General features: G+C 44.8%; 18 protein-coding genes. 11 read left to right on the top strand and 7 right to left on the bottom strand.

What is annotated here, in order from left to right:
- Nucleotides 1-57: 57 nt before the first annotated feature.
- The 9 genes from CK797_RS04615 (at nt 58) to CK797_RS04575 (ending at nt 7,854) form a co-directional block, all read left to right on the top strand.
- On the top strand, nt 58-1,323 hold the full coding sequence (locus tag CK797_RS04615) for a phage portal protein (protein ID WP_174532785.1): 1,266 nt from the start codon (nt 58-60) through the stop codon (nt 1,321-1,323).
- Nucleotides 1,320-1,991, top strand: a complete 672-nt coding sequence (locus tag CK797_RS04610; protein WP_070366290.1) for a head maturation protease, ClpP-related — start codon at nt 1,320-1,322, stop codon at nt 1,989-1,991. The genes CK797_RS04615 and CK797_RS04610 overlap by 4 nt, the downstream gene beginning before the upstream one ends.
- A 21-nt stretch (nt 1,992-2,012) precedes the next feature.
- The gene (locus CK797_RS04605; protein ID WP_070366291.1) at nt 2,013-3,191 is read left to right on the top strand and encodes a phage major capsid protein; all 1,179 of its coding nucleotides are present in this window, start codon (nt 2,013-2,015) and stop codon (nt 3,189-3,191) included.
- A gap of 16 nt (nt 3,192-3,207) precedes the next feature.
- A complete protein-coding gene (locus CK797_RS04600) occupies nt 3,208-3,486 on the top strand; it encodes a head-tail connector protein (protein WP_070366292.1) in 279 nt (92 codons plus the stop codon).
- Nucleotides 3,487-3,861: a phage head closure protein gene (locus CK797_RS04595; protein ID WP_070366293.1), complete on the top strand. Its 375-nt coding sequence runs from the start codon at nt 3,487-3,489 to the stop codon at nt 3,859-3,861. It begins immediately after the preceding gene.
- Complete coding sequence (locus CK797_RS04590) at nt 3,851-4,258, top strand: holin family protein (protein WP_070366294.1); 408 nt, start codon at nt 3,851-3,853, stop codon at nt 4,256-4,258. The genes CK797_RS04595 and CK797_RS04590 overlap by 11 nt, the downstream gene beginning before the upstream one ends.
- Before the next feature lie 95 nt (nt 4,259-4,353).
- The gene (locus tag CK797_RS04585) at nt 4,354-4,593 is read left to right on the top strand and encodes an SHOCT domain-containing protein (protein ID WP_070366295.1); all 240 of its coding nucleotides are present in this window, start codon (nt 4,354-4,356) and stop codon (nt 4,591-4,593) included.
- A gap of 29 nt (nt 4,594-4,622) precedes the next feature.
- Nucleotides 4,623-6,284, top strand: a complete 1,662-nt coding sequence (locus CK797_RS04580) for a recombinase family protein (RefSeq protein ID WP_104688597.1) — start codon at nt 4,623-4,625, stop codon at nt 6,282-6,284.
- The gene (locus CK797_RS04575) at nt 6,277-7,854 is read left to right on the top strand and encodes a recombinase family protein (protein WP_104688596.1); all 1,578 of its coding nucleotides are present in this window, start codon (nt 6,277-6,279) and stop codon (nt 7,852-7,854) included. The genes CK797_RS04580 and CK797_RS04575 overlap by 8 nt, the downstream gene beginning before the upstream one ends.
- Before the next feature lie 132 nt (nt 7,855-7,986).
- Here the strand turns inward: CK797_RS04575 and CK797_RS04570 are convergent, their stop codons facing one another.
- On the bottom strand, nt 7,987-8,559 hold the full coding sequence (locus CK797_RS04570; protein ID WP_104688595.1) for a TetR/AcrR family transcriptional regulator: 573 nt from the start codon (nt 8,557-8,559) through the stop codon (nt 7,987-7,989).
- Nucleotides 8,560-8,646: 87 nt separating this feature from the next.
- Here CK797_RS04570 and CK797_RS04565 point away from each other — a divergent pair, with 87 nt between their 5' ends.
- A complete protein-coding gene (locus tag CK797_RS04565) occupies nt 8,647-9,813 on the top strand; it encodes an alpha/beta hydrolase family protein (RefSeq protein ID WP_070366299.1) in 1,167 nt (388 codons plus the stop codon).
- 20 nt (nt 9,814-9,833) lie between these two features.
- Nucleotides 9,834-10,481, top strand: a complete 648-nt coding sequence (locus tag CK797_RS04560; protein ID WP_070366300.1) for an NAD(P)-dependent oxidoreductase — start codon at nt 9,834-9,836, stop codon at nt 10,479-10,481.
- 586 nt (nt 10,482-11,067) lie between these two features.
- Here CK797_RS04560 and rlmD read toward each other — a convergent pair.
- From rlmD to CK797_RS04530, 6 genes are all read right to left on the bottom strand, one after another.
- On the bottom strand, nt 11,068-12,444 hold the full coding sequence (rlmD, locus tag CK797_RS04555; RefSeq protein ID WP_104688594.1) for a 23S rRNA (uracil(1939)-C(5))-methyltransferase RlmD: 1,377 nt from the start codon (nt 12,442-12,444) through the stop codon (nt 11,068-11,070).
- Nucleotides 12,445-12,571: 127 nt separating this feature from the next.
- Nucleotides 12,572-13,579, bottom strand: coding sequence for a diacylglycerol kinase (locus tag CK797_RS04550; protein ID WP_104688593.1), 1,008 nt, complete (start codon nt 13,577-13,579; stop codon nt 12,572-12,574).
- A 16-nt stretch (nt 13,580-13,595) separates the two neighbouring features.
- The gene (gene gatB / locus CK797_RS04545) at nt 13,596-15,020 is read right to left on the bottom strand and encodes an Asp-tRNA(Asn)/Glu-tRNA(Gln) amidotransferase subunit GatB (RefSeq protein ID WP_104688592.1); all 1,425 of its coding nucleotides are present in this window, start codon (nt 15,018-15,020) and stop codon (nt 13,596-13,598) included.
- A 1-nt stretch (nt 15,021) separates the two neighbouring features.
- A complete protein-coding gene (gene gatA, locus CK797_RS04540; protein ID WP_104688591.1) occupies nt 15,022-16,494 on the bottom strand; it encodes an Asp-tRNA(Asn)/Glu-tRNA(Gln) amidotransferase subunit GatA in 1,473 nt (490 codons plus the stop codon).
- The gene (gene gatC / locus CK797_RS04535; RefSeq protein WP_104688590.1) at nt 16,494-16,811 is read right to left on the bottom strand and encodes an Asp-tRNA(Asn)/Glu-tRNA(Gln) amidotransferase subunit GatC; all 318 of its coding nucleotides are present in this window, start codon (nt 16,809-16,811) and stop codon (nt 16,494-16,496) included. Before gatC ends, gatA begins: the two co-directional genes overlap by 1 nt.
- A 148-nt stretch (nt 16,812-16,959) precedes the next feature.
- Nucleotides 16,960-18,084: a CamS family sex pheromone protein gene (locus CK797_RS04530; RefSeq protein WP_104688589.1), complete on the bottom strand. Its 1,125-nt coding sequence runs from the start codon at nt 18,082-18,084 to the stop codon at nt 16,960-16,962.
- Nucleotide 18,085 lies beyond the last annotated feature (1 nt).

The following is an 18,085-nucleotide window of genomic DNA, read 5'->3' as shown; positions in this document are numbered from 1 at the left end:
TAGCATCGACTTTTAGCAAGTCGGTGTTTTTATTATGCCCTAAAAGGAGTTGATGCTATGAACTTTCTCAATAAACTATTCCACACCAACAAAACTTCACCTAAAAACACCTTATCCAGCACGATGTCGTTTCTTTTTGGCAGTTCCATTGCCGGCCAAAACGTCACCGAACGCACTGCTATGCAAAACACCGCAGTTTATGCTTGTGTCCGGGTATTAGCGGAAGGTTTAGCAGAACTGCCACTTCATATTTACCAATACACCAATGATGGTGGTAAACAGCGGGCAATTAAACACCCGCTTTATTTTTTGCTCCATGATGCTCCTAATCCAGAAATGACCAGCTTTGTCTTTCGGGAAACCTTGATGAATCATCTATTACTTTGGGGTAACGCCTATGCCCAGATCATTCGAAATGGTCAGGGACAAATCACTGGACTTTATCCCTTGATGCCCGATCGCATGGATGTCAATCGCGCTGCCAACGGTGACCTCTACTACACTTATACCCAAAACTATGATGATTACCAAGCCAAGAATAAATCCAAGCAAGTCATTCTCTTATCTGATGAAGTTCTTCATATTGCCGGACTAGGTTTTGATGGTTTGATTGGCTATAGTCCAATTGCGATGGCCAAAAATGCAATTGGCTTATCGATGGCCGCTGAACAATATGGGTCAACTTTCTTTAAAAACGATGCCACACCCGGTGGCGTACTTGAACACCCTAACGTGGTCAAAGATCCAGAACGTTTACGTAAAAGTTGGCAGGCTCAATTCTCGGGTTCCAACAACCATAGTATTGCGGTTCTAGAAGAAGGCATGACCTTCCACCAACTTTCGATTCCTCCTGATCAAGCGCAGTTTCTTGATACTAGAAAATTCCAGTTAGACGAAATCGCACGGATCTTTCGCGTCCCGCCTCATATGGTCGGTGATCTGGATCGATCAACTTTTTCAAATATCGAACAGCAATCACTGGAATTCGTGAAGTATACCTTAAATCCCTGGTGTGTTCGCTGGGAGCAAGCCATGAACCAGCAACTGCTCTCACCTGACGACCAGCAGAAATACTTCATTAAATTTAACGTGGATGGCTTGCTTCGGGGTGACTATGAAAGCCGGATGAACGGCTACGCAATTGGTCGGCAAAATGGCTGGTTATCTGCTAACGACATTCGTGAACTGGAAGACCTCAACCAAATTCCCGCCAGTGAAGGTGGTGATCAGTACTTAGTTAATGGCAATATGCTTCCGTTAAATCAAGCTGGTAATTTCTATAATCCAAAGGCAAAACAAGAAAGCGAGGATAAATCAATTTGAAACGATTCTGGAACTGGAACCATGACGGTGACCAGCGTCAATTATCTATTTCTGGAGTAATTGCACCTGATAGCTGGGTAAATGACGATATTTCACCGCAAGTATTCCAAGATGAACTAAATGAAGATCAAGGACCAATTGATCTCTGGCTTAACTCTCCTGGTGGTGACTGTACTGCAGCCAGCCGTATTTACACCATGCTGATGAACTACCCTAATGATGTCAACGTCAAAATTGATGGATTAGCTGCTTCAGCCGCTTCAGTCATTGCCATGGCGGGAACTACCGTTTCAATGGCACCGACTGCAATGCTAATGATCCATAATCCCTTGACTATTGTGGGCGGGCAGAAGAAAGACCTCGATCAGGCAGTGCAGATGTTGACCGAAACTAAAGAATCCATTATTAACGCCTATGAGCTTAAAACGAATCTGCCCCGAGCTAAGATTTCAACAATGATGGACAACGAAACCTGGATGAACGTTAATAAGGCAATTGAACTTGGTTTTGCTGACGAGATGCTCGGGCAAAATAAGAACGTAACAGATTGTTACTCCTACTCTGATAAACAGTCGAACCTTGTTCTACTGAACAAACTCAAACCAACAACTAAAACAACTATCTCTGTAAAGTCGCTGCAAAAGCGGCTTTCTTTGTTATCACATTAAATTTGAGGAGGAACCCTAAATATGACTAAGATTACTGAATTACAAGATAAGCGTGCCCGGATCTGGAAGCAGGCAAAAGATTTCCTTGACGCTAAGCAGAAAGAATCAGATGTACTGTCTGCTGAAGATAATGCGACCTACGAAAAGATGGAACAAGATGTCGTTGATCTAGGTAAAGAAATCGACCGGCGTCACAAGCAAGAAGAAATCGAAGCGGCTCTCAATCAGCCCACTTCCCAGGCTCTAACTAATATCCCGTCTGCTGAAACGCAATCCATTAAGGCAACTGGATATACTAAGGACTTTTGGCAGATGATGCGTGGCCAGGGCGTAGTTGATGCCCTAAAAGAAGGCGCCGATCCTGATGGTGGTTTCCTGGTTCCAGATGAGTTTGAAAATCAACTAATTCAGAAGCTACAGGAAGCTAACGTCTTACGGACGATCAGTCATGTTATTCAAACGAACAGCGGTGAACATAAAATTCCTGTAGTTGCTAGTGAAGGGACCGCCGCTTGGCTGGACGAAGAAGCTGCCTACACGGAATCCAACACCCAGTTCAGCCAAGTATCCCTGGCTGCCCATAAATTAGGAACATTAATTAAGGTATCTGAAGAATTACTCAATGATTCGGCTTTTGATTTGATGACTTATCTCTCTGGCGAATTTGGTCGTCGACTGGGTAATGCTGAGGAACAAGCTTTCTTAACCGGGACAGGGACCAATCAACCAACCGGAATTTTAACAGATACCAACGGTGCATCAGCTGGCTCAACCGCAGCAAAAACCGATACCTTAACATTTGATGACCTAATTGACCTCTTCTATTCACTGAAAGCACCTTACCAGCAGAATGCCATATTTTTAATGAGCGATGACACTGTCAAAGCAATTCGTAAGCTGAAAGATAAGAATGACCAATACGTTTGGCAACCATCGGTCCAAGCGGGACAACCGGATCGCATTCTAAACTGCCCAGTTTACACCAGTCCCTACATGCCTAACTTGGCTGCTGGAAATAAACCCGTCCTCTTCGGCGATTTCAATTATTATTGGATTGCCGATCGCCAAGGACGAACTTTCAAGCGTCTTAACGAACTTTACGCTGTTACTGGTCAAGTGGGCTTTTTAGGTTCACAACGGGTCGACGCTAAAGTTATCCTCCCCGAAGCTATCAAAACCCTAGCAATGGCTGCAAAGTAGAAAGGAATGATGAAATGTGGCTACTGTTACTCTGGCCGAAGCAAAAACCTACTTAAGGGTTGATAGTACAACGGAAGATGATCTGATTACTAAATTGATTGGATCAGCTACCGCAACCGTTGAAAATGTTCTACGGCAACCCTTGTCTGCTTTTGATTCTCTTCCCGATGATATTCATACCGCCATTCTTTACACAACTGCTTATCTCTATGAGTATCGTGAAACGGCTGACTTTGATGCCATGATCAAATTTCTCCGTGCAATCCTATCCCCCTACCGAAAGGAGGAATTTTAAGTGCAGCAACAAAATAATCGTGTCAGTAAAATCGCTGATATTGGCGAATTAAACAAGCGAATCACCCTCATGAAAGAAAAGTACGTGGGCGAAAATCCAAATACCGGGATGAGTATGTATAAAAACGTCAAATTAGGTAACGTTTGGGCTAAGGTTTCTTCCCTTCACGGGCAGGAATACTACACCGCCGTTACTGTCAAACTAGAAAAGCAGCTTTCCTTTATTATTCGCTATCGTCCTGACGTTGATGAAGATACTAATATCTGGTTTGAAGGCCGCGGCTATGATATTGGCTTCATCGATGATGTTAAATATGGGCACGAGTTTATGGAGTTAAAAGCAGAATACAAAAGGGGGATTAAACTTGAAGATTAGTGCGATTGCGATTAATTCTTGCTGGGGTGCAATTGGAGCCTTCCTCGGCTGGTATCTAGGTGGTATGGATGACTTTTTGTATGCCCTCTTAATTTTTATGGTAGTGGATTACCTAACCGGTATTCTTTGTGCCATCAGTGAACATAAGCTCTCGAGTGAAATCGGCTTTCGAGGACTGACACGTAAAGTTTTAATTTTAGTCTTAGTGGGTATTGCCAATGTGCTCGACATTCACTTATTAAAGAATGGCTCGGCAATTAGAACTGCTACCATCTTCTTTTACATTTCCAATGAAGGAATTTCACTTCTTGAAAATGCTAGTCAGCTCGGTTTGCCCATTCCTGATAAATTAAAAAGTGCCCTCCAGCAATTGCATACCAAGAACAACCATCAATAATTACTTTTCGCCTGTGGACTGCAGTCTGCAGGCTTTTTTATTTTGTCATGGTTTACTTTTTTACTTTGGCTGGCTTATCAGTGGAGGTAATTACAATGACTAAAAAAGTAAAAACCGTAACACACCAACCACTGATATCAGTTAATACCAGTATGACACAATCACAACTATTAGATGAACTTCACTACCAGCAGGCTCGTCAAATAACATTGAAACTCTTGCAAAAAGGGCTAATCTCTAGCCATGAATTCCACCAAATTGATCAATTGCATCGACAGTCCTTTCCTCCTTTAATCGGCCCGGAAGGTGTTGATACATCAACAGTTCAGAGCTAACATACCACACTGACGAAAGGAGGTTTGCCATGTCAACCATTACTAAAATTCAAGAATTCCAACGTAATGTCCAGCAACTAAGGGTGGCTGCCTACTGTCGAGTCTCAACTGACAATATTGCTCAGCTCGAAAGTCTGGAAAATCAACGTCAACATTACCAAGAATATATTCGACGTCACCCTAACTGGCAGCTAGCTAGAATCTACTATGATGAAGGGCTATCCGGAACCAAAACCCAACAGCGAAAAGCTCTTAATGAGTTATTAGCTGACTGCAATAACCATCGCATTGACCTGGTAATTACTAAGTCAATTAGTCGATTATCACGTAATACTACTGACTGTTTACAGATTGTTCGGCAACTACAGCAACTTAACATTCCTATTTACTTTGAAAAGGAACGGATTAATACCGGTGAAATGGCCAGTGAGTTGTTTCTTTCGATCCTTAGCAGTATTGCCCAGGATGAATCACACTCAACCGCAGGTAATTTACGCTGGTCCATTCGAAAACGGTTCGCCGATGGTAGTTTTAGAGTTTCTTCGGCTCCATATGGTTATTTCATTCAGGACGGCAACCTAATGATTAACCCTCATGAAGTACGAATCGTTAAAACAATTTTTAACCACTTCTTACAGGGGCAATCAACTAGTCAAATTGCTAAGCAGCTAAACATTAGACAGATTCCAACCCAGCATGGTCATCATTGGTGGAGCAGTACCATTATCAATATTCTGCGTAACATTAACTATACCGGCGACATGTTATGTCAGAAAACTTATCGAGATGATCAATATCGGCGACACATTAATCACGGCGAACTAGCGCAGTACCTAATTGAAGACCATCATCCGGCAATAGTTAGTCATCAGGATTTTGACCGCGCGCAGGACTTATTAAAACACATCGCACAAAAGCGGCACATTGAAGTCGGCAGTCATAAATACCAGCGACACTACCTATTCACTAGGAAACTTATTTGTGGCTACTGCGGTACTACTTTTAAGCGGCAAACGCGATCAAATAGAATTTGCTGGGCTTGCCAAAAGCATTTACATTCCGCAACTCAATGTCCGGTGAAAGCGATCTCTGAAGAAGGGATTCGAAATGCTTTTTGCACCATGATGAATAAGCTTGTCTTCAGCAAAAAGTTCCTCATCCAGCCACTGCTACAAAAGCTAAGGGAACAAATTAATGCGGATACTGACGGTAAACTGAACCAGTTCACAAAACTAATTGAGGCAAACGATCAAAAAGCAGCAACCCTTACTAAATTAATGCAGGAAGGCTTAATCGATAAATCGCTGTACATCAATCAAACCGCTAAATTAGAGCAATCGAGCTATCAATACCAAGAGCAGATCAAGCAAATCAATAGTAATCAAACTGATAACGCTAATAACTTAGAAGATTTTCGTGACCTGCTCCGCTGGTGCCAGCAAGGACAATTACTAACTAGGTTTGATCCCAAACTGTTTCAAACTTATGTCCGGTCAGTTAAGGTTCTTAATCAATATGAGATTACCTTTCAGCTAAAATGTGGACTTAATTTGGAAGAGCATCTTACCAAGAAAGCCATGGTTAACGAGCATTTCTATCGAGATGTTATTCATCAACGGTTCAATGAACCTGTTAAACAGGCTGAATATCTATACAGTACCATTAAAAGCGAGGTGGATTTAATTGAGTAAAGTTCATATTATTCCTGCCCATCAGCAACGTGGCAATAGTGTCCACCGTTTACCAGATGAACCACAATCAGAAAAACTACGAGTTGCGGCCTACTGTCGGGTTTCAACTGAACTCGATGAACAAGCTAACTCATATGAAACACAAGTTAGTCACTATAAAGAGCTGATTCAAAAAGATCCCAGCTGGGAAATGGCTGGCATCTTCGCCGATGATGGAATCTCTGGAACCAACACCAAGAAGCGAGAACAGTTCAATAAAATGATTGCCGCTTGTAAAGCTGGTAAGATTGACTTAATTGTCACCAAATCAATTAGTCGGTTTGCGCGGAATACAATTGATTGTCTAAAGTATATCCGGGACTTGAAAGCCATCAATGTGGCAATCTTTTTTGAAAAAGAGAACATTAACACAATGGACGCCAAAGGTGAGGTCCTAATTACCATTATGGCTTCCCTCGCCCAGCAAGAAAGTGAATCTTTATCGCAAAATGTTAAACTTGGTTTGCAATATCGTTACCAGCAAGGCAAGGTTCTGATTAACCATAATCACTTTTTGGGCTATACCAAGGATAAAGATGGCAATTTAGTGATTGAACCAGAAGAAGCTAAAACGGTTAAACGAATCTTCTATAGCTACCTGCAAGGCATGACGATGAAACAAATTGCCGAATCACTCAAGGTAGATGGTGTCTTAACCGGCGGCAAGGGAACCAATTGGGGATCTAGTGGCGTTAATCGGATCCTCAAAAATGAAAAATATATGGGTGATGCACTCCTCCAGAAAACTTATACTGTTGACTTTTTAACCAAGAAACGAGTTAAGAATAAAGGGATCATGCCTCAATACTATGTTGAAAATGACCATCCAGCGATTATTCCTAAATCGGTCTTCATGCAAGTACAGAATCTAATCCGTCAACGGCGTAACGGCATTACTACCAAAAATGGTCGTCACCGCAGAGTTAACGGCAAATACTGCTTTTCGCAACGGGTCTTTTGCGGAAAATGCGGTGACATCTTCCAGAGAAACATGTGGTATCGGCCAACCAAAGTTGCTGTTTGGCGTTGTGCCAGCCGAATTAGACGTAGCAAGAAAGGTCGACGTTGTATGATCCGTAATATTAAGGAACCGTTATTAAAAGCGGCAACCCTTGATGCCATCAATCAGCTAATAGAAAGCCATGAGCTAGCCGATAAACAAATTAAGGCTAACATCATGAAGATCGTGAAGAATTCCAAAGGGCCAACAATTGAAGAACTTGATAAGCAACTGGAAGATGCACAGTTAAAACTAATCCAAGCTGCAAACCATCATCAAAACTGCAATGAACTTACCCAAGAAGTGATGGACCTGCGCCAACAAAAGGAAAAGGTTCAAAGTTTAGAAACGGAAAATCAGGTCAAGCTCCATAACATCGATCAGGTCAGCGACTTCGTAGACGAACACCAACATGGTATTCAGGAGTTCGATCCACATCTTGTCCGCCGCCTAATCGAAAAAATCACCATCTTTCAACGTTACATAGAGTTCACATTCAAAGATGGTGAGGTGATTAAAGTTAAGATGTAAATATTCAGGATGTGCGGCACGCAACTATTTTTGCAATGTCATTAAATTAAGATATTGACAACTTAGCCTCGTCTTTTAATGCACTGGTTCAATATTTAATATATTAGATTAGTCCTTTTTTCATGTTTTCAGTTAACTTAATTTTGTTAATTCTCCATTTCGCATTTTAAAGAAAAAAGTAGCCATTTCTTTGGATGAATAGTTGGGATGAATAGTCCAAAAACGAATAATTCCAATTAACGCAGAAATACTGTAATAAGAAAATAGTTCCTGTAAATCTTTGTTTGCTTGTAAATGCATCAATGAATGCGACAATCCTTCCATTTTCAATAAATGGTTCATTAACTTGGCTGAGAAACTTAGGTCACCATGACTAGAAGTCAGAATACGAATTGTTGTTAAGTTATCTTTGAAGACCTGTAAAAAATTAGTTAGATATTCAATACCATTATCAGATTTTAATGCTAATTGATCGAGCATTTGCTGATGTGGTTTTTTTAATGCCGTAAAAAACTTAGCTTCGATTTGCTCAATAATTGTCCATTTATCATTGAAGTGGCGATAAATAGTAACACGATTAATATTTGCCATGGCAGCTAATTCATTCATCGAGATTTTATTTAAATCACGTGATTCCATTAATTTTAATAGTGCTGATTCTATTATTCGATCCGTTTCTCCATTTTTCTTATGATATTTACTCAAAATGCAACACTCCATCTCATTTTGTAGTTAAATTATAATCTTATTTTCTTTAAGATTAAATCAACAATAAAAAAGAGGTAGTAATCTATGACAGAAATATTTAAAAAACATTGGTCAGAATATAAATATAATAAAAACATGCTGCAAGATGCATTAATCAAGCATGTGATGGATTTGATGCCATATCGTATGAGCGATGAAGGCGAAGTCTTAGAAATTATTATGAACATTAAAGAAAGTGATGAGCAAAGTTGGATTAATGCCTGGAGTAATATGGCAGCAAACTTACAGACTCGTGCGCATAAGTTTGAAAAGGATGGCAAACTAATTAGTGCTGGTAGTAGTTATCTGCGAGCTTCTACTTACTGGCGTGTATCCTTAATGTACTTTGGTGATTGGCAGGATTCTAGAATGCAAGAATATTCCCAAAGGAGTAAAGATTGTTATGATCGTGCTTTAGAGTTAAATGGTTATCCAGGTGAAGCAATAAGAATTCCTTATGAAAATACTTATTTACCAGGTCATTTTTATCGCTCACCATATGCTAAGAATAAAAAGGCACCGTTATTGATCGTAATTCCAGGACGTGATACCTGGGCAGATGATACGATTTGGGTTACTGACGCAGCAATTAAGCGCGGAATTCATGCCCTAACTTTTGACGGCCCTGGACAAGGGATGGCATTAAGATTGCAAGACTTAAAGTTTAGACCAGACTTTGAAAATGTTTTAGGACCAGTTATTGATTTTGCTCAAAAACAAGAGGAAGTTGATTCACAACAAATCGGCGCAATGGGCATGAGTTTTGGTGGCTTTTTAGTAGCGCGCGGTGCAGCTTTTGATGATCGCCTAAAGTTTATTATTTCTGATCCCGGTAATATGAATTGGGGCGGTATGATCGCTGGACGCTTAGAAAAAGCACTTAAGATGCCAGCTATAATTCGACCTAATATGATTGACTTTGTTTTAAAGGACTATGAATGGAAGCATGGAGCAAATAATAAAACCATAATTAATGAATTAAAGAAATTTGATAATACAAAAATTGTACAAAATATTAAAACTAAAACCTTAGTTTTAGATGGTTCAGCAGAGGTTACTCATGGAGCAGCGAAAAGATTTTATGATGCTTTAACCTGTCCTAAGGACTACTTACTGTTTGATGAAAATTCAACTGCTCAGCAACATACGCAAATGGGTGGCTATGCAACTGGAACTGAATATATTATGAATTGGATTGAAGATAATTTTTAGTTAATAGGAAGGAGAGGCTAATGAAACTTTTTTTAATTGGTGCTACAGGTAGAACAGGATCTGAAATAGTTAAACAAGCATTAACACGTAATGATAAATTAGTTGCTTACGTTAGAACCCCTTCAAAGTTAAATATAAATGATCCTAAGCTAACAATAGTTAAAGGACAACTTGATGATGTTGCAACAATGGCTGCTGCAATGAAGGGATGTGAAGCTGTATTAGTAACTTTAGGTAATCCAATTTCTAACAGTAGTGGTAAATTATTTAGTTTTGCAATACCTGATATTATTAAGGCAATGGATCAGGCAAAAATTAATCGATTAATTAGTCTTTCTGCATTAGGCGTTGGGACAACTTTAGCTAATACCAGTTATCCTTACCGCATGGGGGCTAAAAGTTTTTTGAAAGGTAATTTTGCTGACCATGAAGCAGGTGAAAGTCAACTTAAGGATTCCGATTTAAACTGGACTACTATTCATCCTGGTCCGTTGTTTAATGGTAAAAAGACCGAAAATCCTTTAGTTAGGGATGCTGCTTCGGGATATAAGATGCCAGGTGCACCTCGAACTTATCGTGGTGATGTAGCCCAAGTAATGCTAAGAATTATCAAGGACCAGAAAACTTTTGGTAAACAGTTGATTATGTGTTCAGGGCAAGACAAATAGTTTCCGGTGAATTGGGTGTCGCTGGTTTCGCATTTGTCAATGCTGTTTTGTAAGATCAGAACCTTCGTCAGCGTTTGGGATTAAACTCCTCCTCTCGGATACTAGTAATCGATACTGAAGGCGACACCGACGAGCAAGTATACTAAGATATTATTGGTCAAGGTTTAAATTAATTTACTATTTCCTTTACCAAACGATAAAAATAATTACTAAGTATGGTTTAGCAACCATGCTTTTCTTTTTGGGCTGAACATGGTTGAGTTTATAATTCTCCTAAATAAAATCTGGTCAAGAAGAAAAAATTGGTTTTGTATCAGTAACTTAGTCCACTCAACTGTTAAGCTAAAATTTAACCATTTTGTTATCCCGCATCAATCCCACCACATCAACTTTTATCGCCATTTCCATAACCCCAATCAACTCAACTCTCTAAAACAGACACTTGCATACTCAACCCGAAAATCCAGCACACTGTCCACTCGACCCTCTAGCTCAATAAACAAAAAGTGTACTAATTCCAATCAGCAAAGCGGGAATTAGTACACTTTTGATCTATCAAGAATACCGTCACACCGGCATTCCCAGGCTATTTTTCTGTACGTTCCAGCACCGTTACTGACTCAACATGTGTCGTCTGTGGGAACTGGTCAACTGGCTGGATTGGCTTAGCAACGCGGTAGCCCTGTTCGCCGAAGCGCTTGATGTCCCGCACCAGGGTTGCTGGATTACAGGAAACATAGATGACCTTCTCCGGACCCATCTTGCCGGTGGCCTCAATCAACGATTCGGCAACCCCCTTGCGTGGTGGATCAACGATAACGACATCCGGCTTTAAGCCAGATGCCTGCCACTTAGCAAACTGGTCTTCCGCCTTGCCAACCACGAACTGGGCATTCCTTATCCCGTTACGCTTAGCGTTGTGCTTAGCATCCGCAATTGCGGCAGGCACAATTTCAACCCCGTAGACCTGCTTGGCGTGCTTAGCCACAGCTAGGGAAATTGTCCCGATCCCACAGTAGGCATCGATCACGGTCTGGCTACCATCTAACCCGGCGTTATCAATCGCTGTCTGATAGAGGCGCTCCGTCTGTTGTGGGTTGACCTGATAGAAGGACAACGGCGATATTGCAAAATCGATCCCCAACAGCTGGTCATGAATCTCATCCTTACCCCACAGAGTCCGGTTACGGTCACCCAGCAGACGATTGGTCCGCTTATCATTGATGTTTTGAACGATGCTCTTCACCTCAGGCACCCCGGCCACGATGCCATCCACAATCTGGTCAGCCATCGGCAGCCGCCGCGTGTTGGTAACCAAGACCACCATTACCTCGTGGCTATAGTAACCGCGCCGAACCATCACTGTCCGGATAACGCCCTTCCCCGTTCGTTCATCATACGGGGTCACATGGTACTTTCGCAACAGGTCGCGGACAACCACGATTGCCGCATCAATCTTGGGATCCTGAATGTAAAAGTCTTCAATTGGCACTAAGGTGTGGCTACCTCGCTTGTAAAACCCGGTCTGCAGCTGGCCACGAATTGTCTTGACTGGCACCTGAGCCTTATTCCGGTAATGGTAGGGCCGGTCCATCCCCATTGTCGGCAACACCGCAATATCATCTAGGTGGGCTTTTTCAAGTAGCTCCTTGATCTGGTGCTGTTTGAATTTCAACTGAGCCGCATACTTCAGGTGGCCCAATGGTGCAATCCCGGTCTGGATGTACTTCTTATCCTTGACGTCCACCCGGTCCGGACTCTTAGTCTGCCAAGCCATCACTCGGCCCCAGGCAAAGTGGCTGGCCACTTTAGTAATCTTGACAGTGACCTCTTCCCCCGGCAGGGCATTGGGCACGAAGACTGGGAAATCATCAATCTTGACAACCCCGTTGCCTTCATAGGTTAGGTCAACCACCTTGGCCGGGTACTCTTCATTCTTATGAACTGGCACTTTAACTTTCACAATATTCCTCCATTCAACTTTCAACGTATTAAACTTCTCCTATTATAGCAGAAGCACAGGAACCCGTCTGTCACAACAATCACAGAAAAAGAGCTAGGCAATTCATCAATCACCTAGCTCTTTTATGCTACTTTTCTTGATCCTTATTAATCTTACCAACACCCTCAACGAAGTCCTTCTCAACCCGCTTGAAGTCAGGCGATTCGGTAATTGCATCGTCTGGAATCTCGTCCAGGTTGGCAATCACTTCCAGGTGCTGCTTGAGGTCGTGGAACTTCATTGGCGCATCGCCACCGTATTCACCGTCCAAGTTGATCATAATCCGATCATCCTTGCTCAGTGGCGTTATTTCAACGTCCGTCGCCTTGGCATAGATGATCCCCGGATCACCGATGTGCTTACCCTGAAGGGCTTTGGCCATCAGGCTCAGCATATCGATCAGATTGCTCTTCTTTACGATGATCATCGTAAACTTCCCGTCATCCAGGGAGGCATCGGGCACGATCTGCTCGAAGCCGCCGACCGAATTGGTCAGGGCCAAAAAGATTGTCGAGGCCTGACCACGGTACTCCTGGCTGTCGTACTTAATGGATACGTCGACCGGTTTGACCCGTGGCAAAAGCTCGGCCCCCTTGGCAAAGTAGGCAGCGTAGCCAAACAGTGACTTCATCTGGGAAGGCACGTCATAGGTCAGCTCAGTCAGGGTTCCCCCGGCCGCAATGTTCATGAAGTAATTTTCACCGGCCCGGCCGATGTCGATCTTAAACTTCTTGTTCTTACGCAGGATCAGCTTAGCCGCCGCAATCGGATCATCACGCGGAATCCGTAGCGCCCGCGCGTAATCGTTGGTAGTTCCGGCGGGGATGATTGCCATCGTCGGCCGGTGTTTCAGCCCAGCGATCCCGTTGACGACCTCGTTTAGGGTCCCGTCACCACCGGCGGCCACGATCAGGTCAAAGCCCTCCTCAGCCGCTCGCCGCGCCTCGTTCTTGGCAGAGTCTGGCGCTGGCGTGGTAGCAAAGGCGCTGGTCTCATAGCCTGCCTGCTCGTAAATCGACAGGATGTCCACCAGATCACTGCGCAGAGCCTCCCGACCAGAAGTTGGGTTGTAAATCACTCGCGCTCGTTTTCGCATGATCAACCCTCCTTTGCTACATGGCAGCCAAGGACTTCTTCAGCAGCTGGGTAACCATCTGAGGGTTAGCCTTCCCGCGGGTCTGCTTCATGATCTGACCCATCAAGAAACCGAATGCCCGGTCCTTACCACTCTTGTAGTCGTCGATGGATTGCTGGTTGTTGGCTAACACATCGTCCACGATTGGCTGCAGCTGGGCAGGGTCCGACAGTTGAACCAGGCCGTGTGCCTTAGCGTAGGCACTTGGTTCTTCACCATTTAGGATCCCCTTGAAGACCTTCTTAGCCATCTTAGATGAGATAGTGCCGTCTTCGATCAGCTTAACCATCCCGGCCAGGTTGGCTGGTGTCAGCTTGGTTTCTGGCAAGTCGAGGTGCTGATCGTTTAAGTAGGAGTTCACATCGTTCATCAGGTAGTTGGCCACCCGCTTTGGATCGCCACCATCCTTGACAGCTGCCTCAAAGAAGTCTGACATTTCCTTCGTCTGGGTCAGGACCATGGCGTCGTAATCGGTCAGGCCAAGGTCGTCAACGTAGTGTTTGCGCCGTTCACCCGGCATCTCCGGCATCTCAGACTCAATCTCCTTGATCCAGTCGTCACTGACGTTCAGATCTGGAATATCCGGTTCTGGGAAGTAACGGTAGTCATCGGCCCCTTCCTTGGTCCGCATGGAAACCGTGGTCCCGGTTGGTTCATCATACCGCCGCGTTTCCTGAGCGATGTGGCCACCGGACATCAGGACATTTTGGTGCCGTTTCTCTTCGAAGGCAAGGGCTTTGCGGACGTAGTTGAAGGAGTTAATGTTCTTCATTTCCGTCTTGGTCCCGAACTGGTCAGAGCCGACTGGCCGGATGGAAATGTTGGTGTCCACCCGCATCGATCCTTCTTCCATCTTAACGTCAGAGATCCCGGTAAACTGGATCCGTTGCCGCAAGGCTTCCAGGTATGCGACGGCCTCGTCAGGAGAAGCAATATCCGGCTTGGAGACAATTTCGATCAGCGGTGTCCCCTGCCGGTTGAGGTCGACGTAGGAATACTTGCTGGTGTGGGTGTTCTTCCCGGCATCCTCTTCAATATGCATCTCTTTGATCCCGATCTTTTTCTTCTTGCCGTTGACCTCGATCTCGATCCAGCCATCATGGGCAATTGGCGTATCAGATTGGGTGATCTGGTAGGCCTTCGGGTTGTCCGGGTAGAAGTAGTTCTTCCGGTCGAAGTGCATGTGGTGGGCAATCTGCGCATGCAGAGCCAGACCGGCCATGATCCCATCACGGACAACCCCCTTATTCAGGGTTGGCAAAACACCAGGGTATCCCCAGTCGATCACGTTGGTGTTGGCGTTTGGCTGGTCACCATACTCAACCGGTGATGGACTATAGATCTTTGAATTCGTTTTTAATTCAACGTGGACTTCGAGCCCGATTGTTGTTTGAAAATTCATCTTAGTTTTGGCCCCCTAACTTTGGTGCTTTTTTATGGAAGTCAGTCGTCTGTTCAAAGACGTAACCAGCATTGTAGATGGTCTGCTCATCGAATGGCTTCCCAATGATCTGCAGGCCTACTGGCATTCCGTTCTTGGCAGAGAAGCCAGCTGGTACGGACATCGATGGCAGACCGGCCATGTTAACCGGAACCGTCAAGACATCGTTCATGTACATCTTCTTCGGGTCGTCGATTTCAGCACCAATCTTGAAGGCAGTGGAAGCACCAGTAGCCCCCAGGATCAGGTCGTGATTCTTGAAGACATCGTCAAAGTCCTGGGCGATCAAGCGACGAACCTTGGCAGCTTTATTGAAGTAAGCGTCGTAGAACCCAGCGGACAGGGAGAAGGTCCCCAGCATGATCCGCCGTTTAACTTCCTCACCAAAGCCTTCGGAACGGGAATGAACATAAACGTCTTCCAGGTTTTTAACATCCTTGGCCCGGAAACCGTAACGGATCCCGTCATAACGTTGCAGGTTAGATGATGCCTCAGACGAAGCCAGAATGTAGTAGGCCGGTACCCCGTACTTCGTGTGTGGCAAACTGACCTCATCAATGATGGCACCGAGGGATTCCAGATGATCCAGGGCCGCCTTAATAACATCATGCACGTCCTCATCTAGGTCATCGAAGTATTCTTTTGGCACGGCAATCCGCAGACCCTTGACACTGGTGTTGTCGTTCAGCTTGGCAGCCCAGTCTGGTACCTCTTTGAGTGAAGAGGTCATATCGTGCTCGTCGTTACCGGCAATCAGAGCAGTCAGGTAAGCATTATCCTTGACGGTCCGGGTCAGCCAGCCAACCTGATCAAAACTGGAACCGAAGGCAATAATCCCCCACCGGGAAACACGGCCATAGGTTGGCTTCATACCAACCACCCCGTTGAATGAAGCAGGCATCCGGATGGAACCACCGGTATCGGTCCCGAGAGCCCCAAGGACGTCACCCGCTGCAACAGCCGCCGCAGAACCACCAGAGGAACCGCCGGGTACCCGAGTCAGGTCCCACGGGTTATGAGAAGTGAAGAAGGCGGAGTTTTCCGTCGAGGAGCCCATGGCAAATTCATCCAGGTTAGTCTTACCGACGTTGATAAAGCCAGCCTTGTTCAACTTATCAACGACCGTGGCGTCGTAAACCGGATTGAAGTTCTCCAGCATCTTAGAGGCAGCCGTTGTCGTCAATCCCTTCGTCAGGATGTTATCTTTGACAGCTAGCGGCACTCCAGAAACCAGCTGGTCCCCGGCGATCCCGGCAGCGTCAACCTCCTGGGCCCGCTTCATGGCTGCATCCTCATTTAGGGTGATGAAGGCCTTAACCTGATCATCGTTACCCTTAATGTGGTCGAAGGTTTCCTTGGTCAGTTCCGTGGCGCTGATCTTCTTATTGACCAGGTCGTCGTGTAACTGGGTCAGATCAGTTTGATAGAAATCCATTATTCACCGTCCTCGCTTTCGTTAATGATTGCTGGAACTCTAATGTAACCGCCATCGGTGTCCGGAGCGTTCTTCAAGATTGCCTCGCGCTCCTCCTTAGATGATCTGACGGCCTTATCTTCACGCATCACGTTGATCCGATCGGTGGCTGAAGTCATTGGTTCAACCCCATCGGTGTCGACGGCAGCGAGGTCTTCAAACATATCGATAATGCTTCCTAATTGAGTGGTAAACTTGCCCAGCTCGTCCTTTGGAAACTCAAGCTTGGCAAGTTCAGCAACGTGTTCTACTTGTTGCTCAGTGATTTTACTGGCCATTCTCTCTACCTCTTTTCCAGTAATTTTAGTAATTTTGTATACATACATTTTATAATTTTAGCACAGAATGCGAATGATTTTTATTAAAGCGGTGGGATAAATCAAAATCAGCTAGACCGGACTAACCAATCTAGCTGATTCATTGATCTTAATATGATGTCAAAATGTGCGTCCGGAAGGTGTCAGAACCGGCATCCCGGTAAACAATTGCCTGCATCTCAGAATCAGACTGGATCCGAATGTCGATTGGAATCCCGTTTGGCAGATACTTCTTGGCAGCCCGAGCAATGTACTGAGTAAAGCTGGTAATCTCCGACTGGCTGTAGAACTGAGTCGTCACGGTAATATGCATCCCATCCAGCTGACCATTCTTGTATTGAGCCTGGGCGGTAACCCCACTCAGATTCGGGAAGAAGCTCTGGATCTGACTCTTGAAGTTGGAGAAACTGTCGCTATCCGTCTGGCTGGCACTGCCGGTTGAGTTGGACGTGCCGCTGGCCTTTGGCAGAACCACCGTCTTGTAGTCCAGCTTATGCCAGTTGCTGATCTTGTCGCCGCTATTCTTACTGTAGGCAAAGAAGCTGCCGCCGACCAGGCTGTCATCGGGTGCCTGCTTATAGAGGGCAATTACAATTGGAATATTGCCCACACCCGACTTTTGCCGGACCCGCTTCAGGACCTTAGCCGCAGCGATCTCACCCTGGCGCTTAACCTCGGCATCGCTGATCTTCTTGGTGAAGCTTGGGCCATCGTCCTTCTTCTTGTAGTTGTACTCAGAATTGATCCCGATCCCGATGGTCATCCCTTTCAGCTTCATGGAGTTGCCACTCTCTTCCATGTAGTCCTGCTCCTCAATCTGCTGAACATATATCGGGTTAGGATTGCTCCGCTTACCCTCGGCCGGGTTCAGGCCAGATGGGTTGTTCTTTGTCTTCCGCCCCAGCCAGTCCTCGATCGTACTGCTGTCGAGGTACTGACCCTCCTGGAAAATGTAGTTCTTCGGCGAGAAGACCCGCTTAGAAACCTGGGTTAACCCGTTTTCAAAGCTTTTCAAGTTGTACTGGTTATCGTTTTGACTAACGTTGATTCCCCGGGCCTTACTGGTCTTATAGCGGCCATTCTGAATAACCCCCTGGTAGTTACCACCACCGGAGCCGGTCGTGGTGTAATCCTTAGACGAGGATGAGTGACCGCCGAAGCCACATGATGCCAGGATAAGGCTGCTCATCAATATCATGGTGGCAGCAGTGATTTTCTTCATTTTCGCATTCACG

The sequence above is a fragment of the Limosilactobacillus pontis genome, assembly GCF_002940945.1.
GTDB lineage: Bacteria > Bacillota > Bacilli > Lactobacillales > Lactobacillaceae > Limosilactobacillus > Limosilactobacillus pontis_A.
This window is presented reverse-complemented; position numbering and strand designations above follow the sequence as displayed.

Bases quoted from the DNA above. Each gene is read 5' to 3' on its own strand.
- gatA (WP_104688591.1), bottom strand. From the start codon at position 16,494: ATGGATTTCTATCAAACTGATCTGACCCAGTTACACGACGACCTGGTC.
- gatB (WP_104688592.1), bottom strand. From the start codon at position 15,020: ATGAATTTTCAAACAACAATCGGGCTCGAAGTCCACGTTGAATTAAAA.
- CK797_RS04580 (WP_104688597.1), top strand. From the start codon at position 4,623: ATGTCAACCATTACTAAAATTCAAGAATTCCAACGTAATGTCCAGCAA.
- CK797_RS04605 (WP_070366291.1), top strand. From the start codon at position 2,013: ATGACTAAGATTACTGAATTACAAGATAAGCGTGCCCGGATCTGGAAG.
- CK797_RS04560 (WP_070366300.1), top strand. From the start codon at position 9,834: ATGAAACTTTTTTTAATTGGTGCTACAGGTAGAACAGGATCTGAAATA.
- CK797_RS04585 (WP_070366295.1), top strand. From the start codon at position 4,354: ATGACTAAAAAAGTAAAAACCGTAACACACCAACCACTGATATCAGTT.
- gatC (WP_104688590.1), bottom strand. From the start codon at position 16,811: ATGGCCAGTAAAATCACTGAGCAACAAGTAGAACACGTTGCTGAACTT.
- CK797_RS04550 (WP_104688593.1), bottom strand. From the start codon at position 13,579: ATGCGAAAACGAGCGCGAGTGATTTACAACCCAACTTCTGGTCGGGAG.
- CK797_RS04565 (WP_070366299.1), top strand. From the start codon at position 8,647: ATGACAGAAATATTTAAAAAACATTGGTCAGAATATAAATATAATAAA.
- CK797_RS04615 (WP_174532785.1), top strand. From the start codon at position 58: ATGAACTTTCTCAATAAACTATTCCACACCAACAAAACTTCACCTAAA.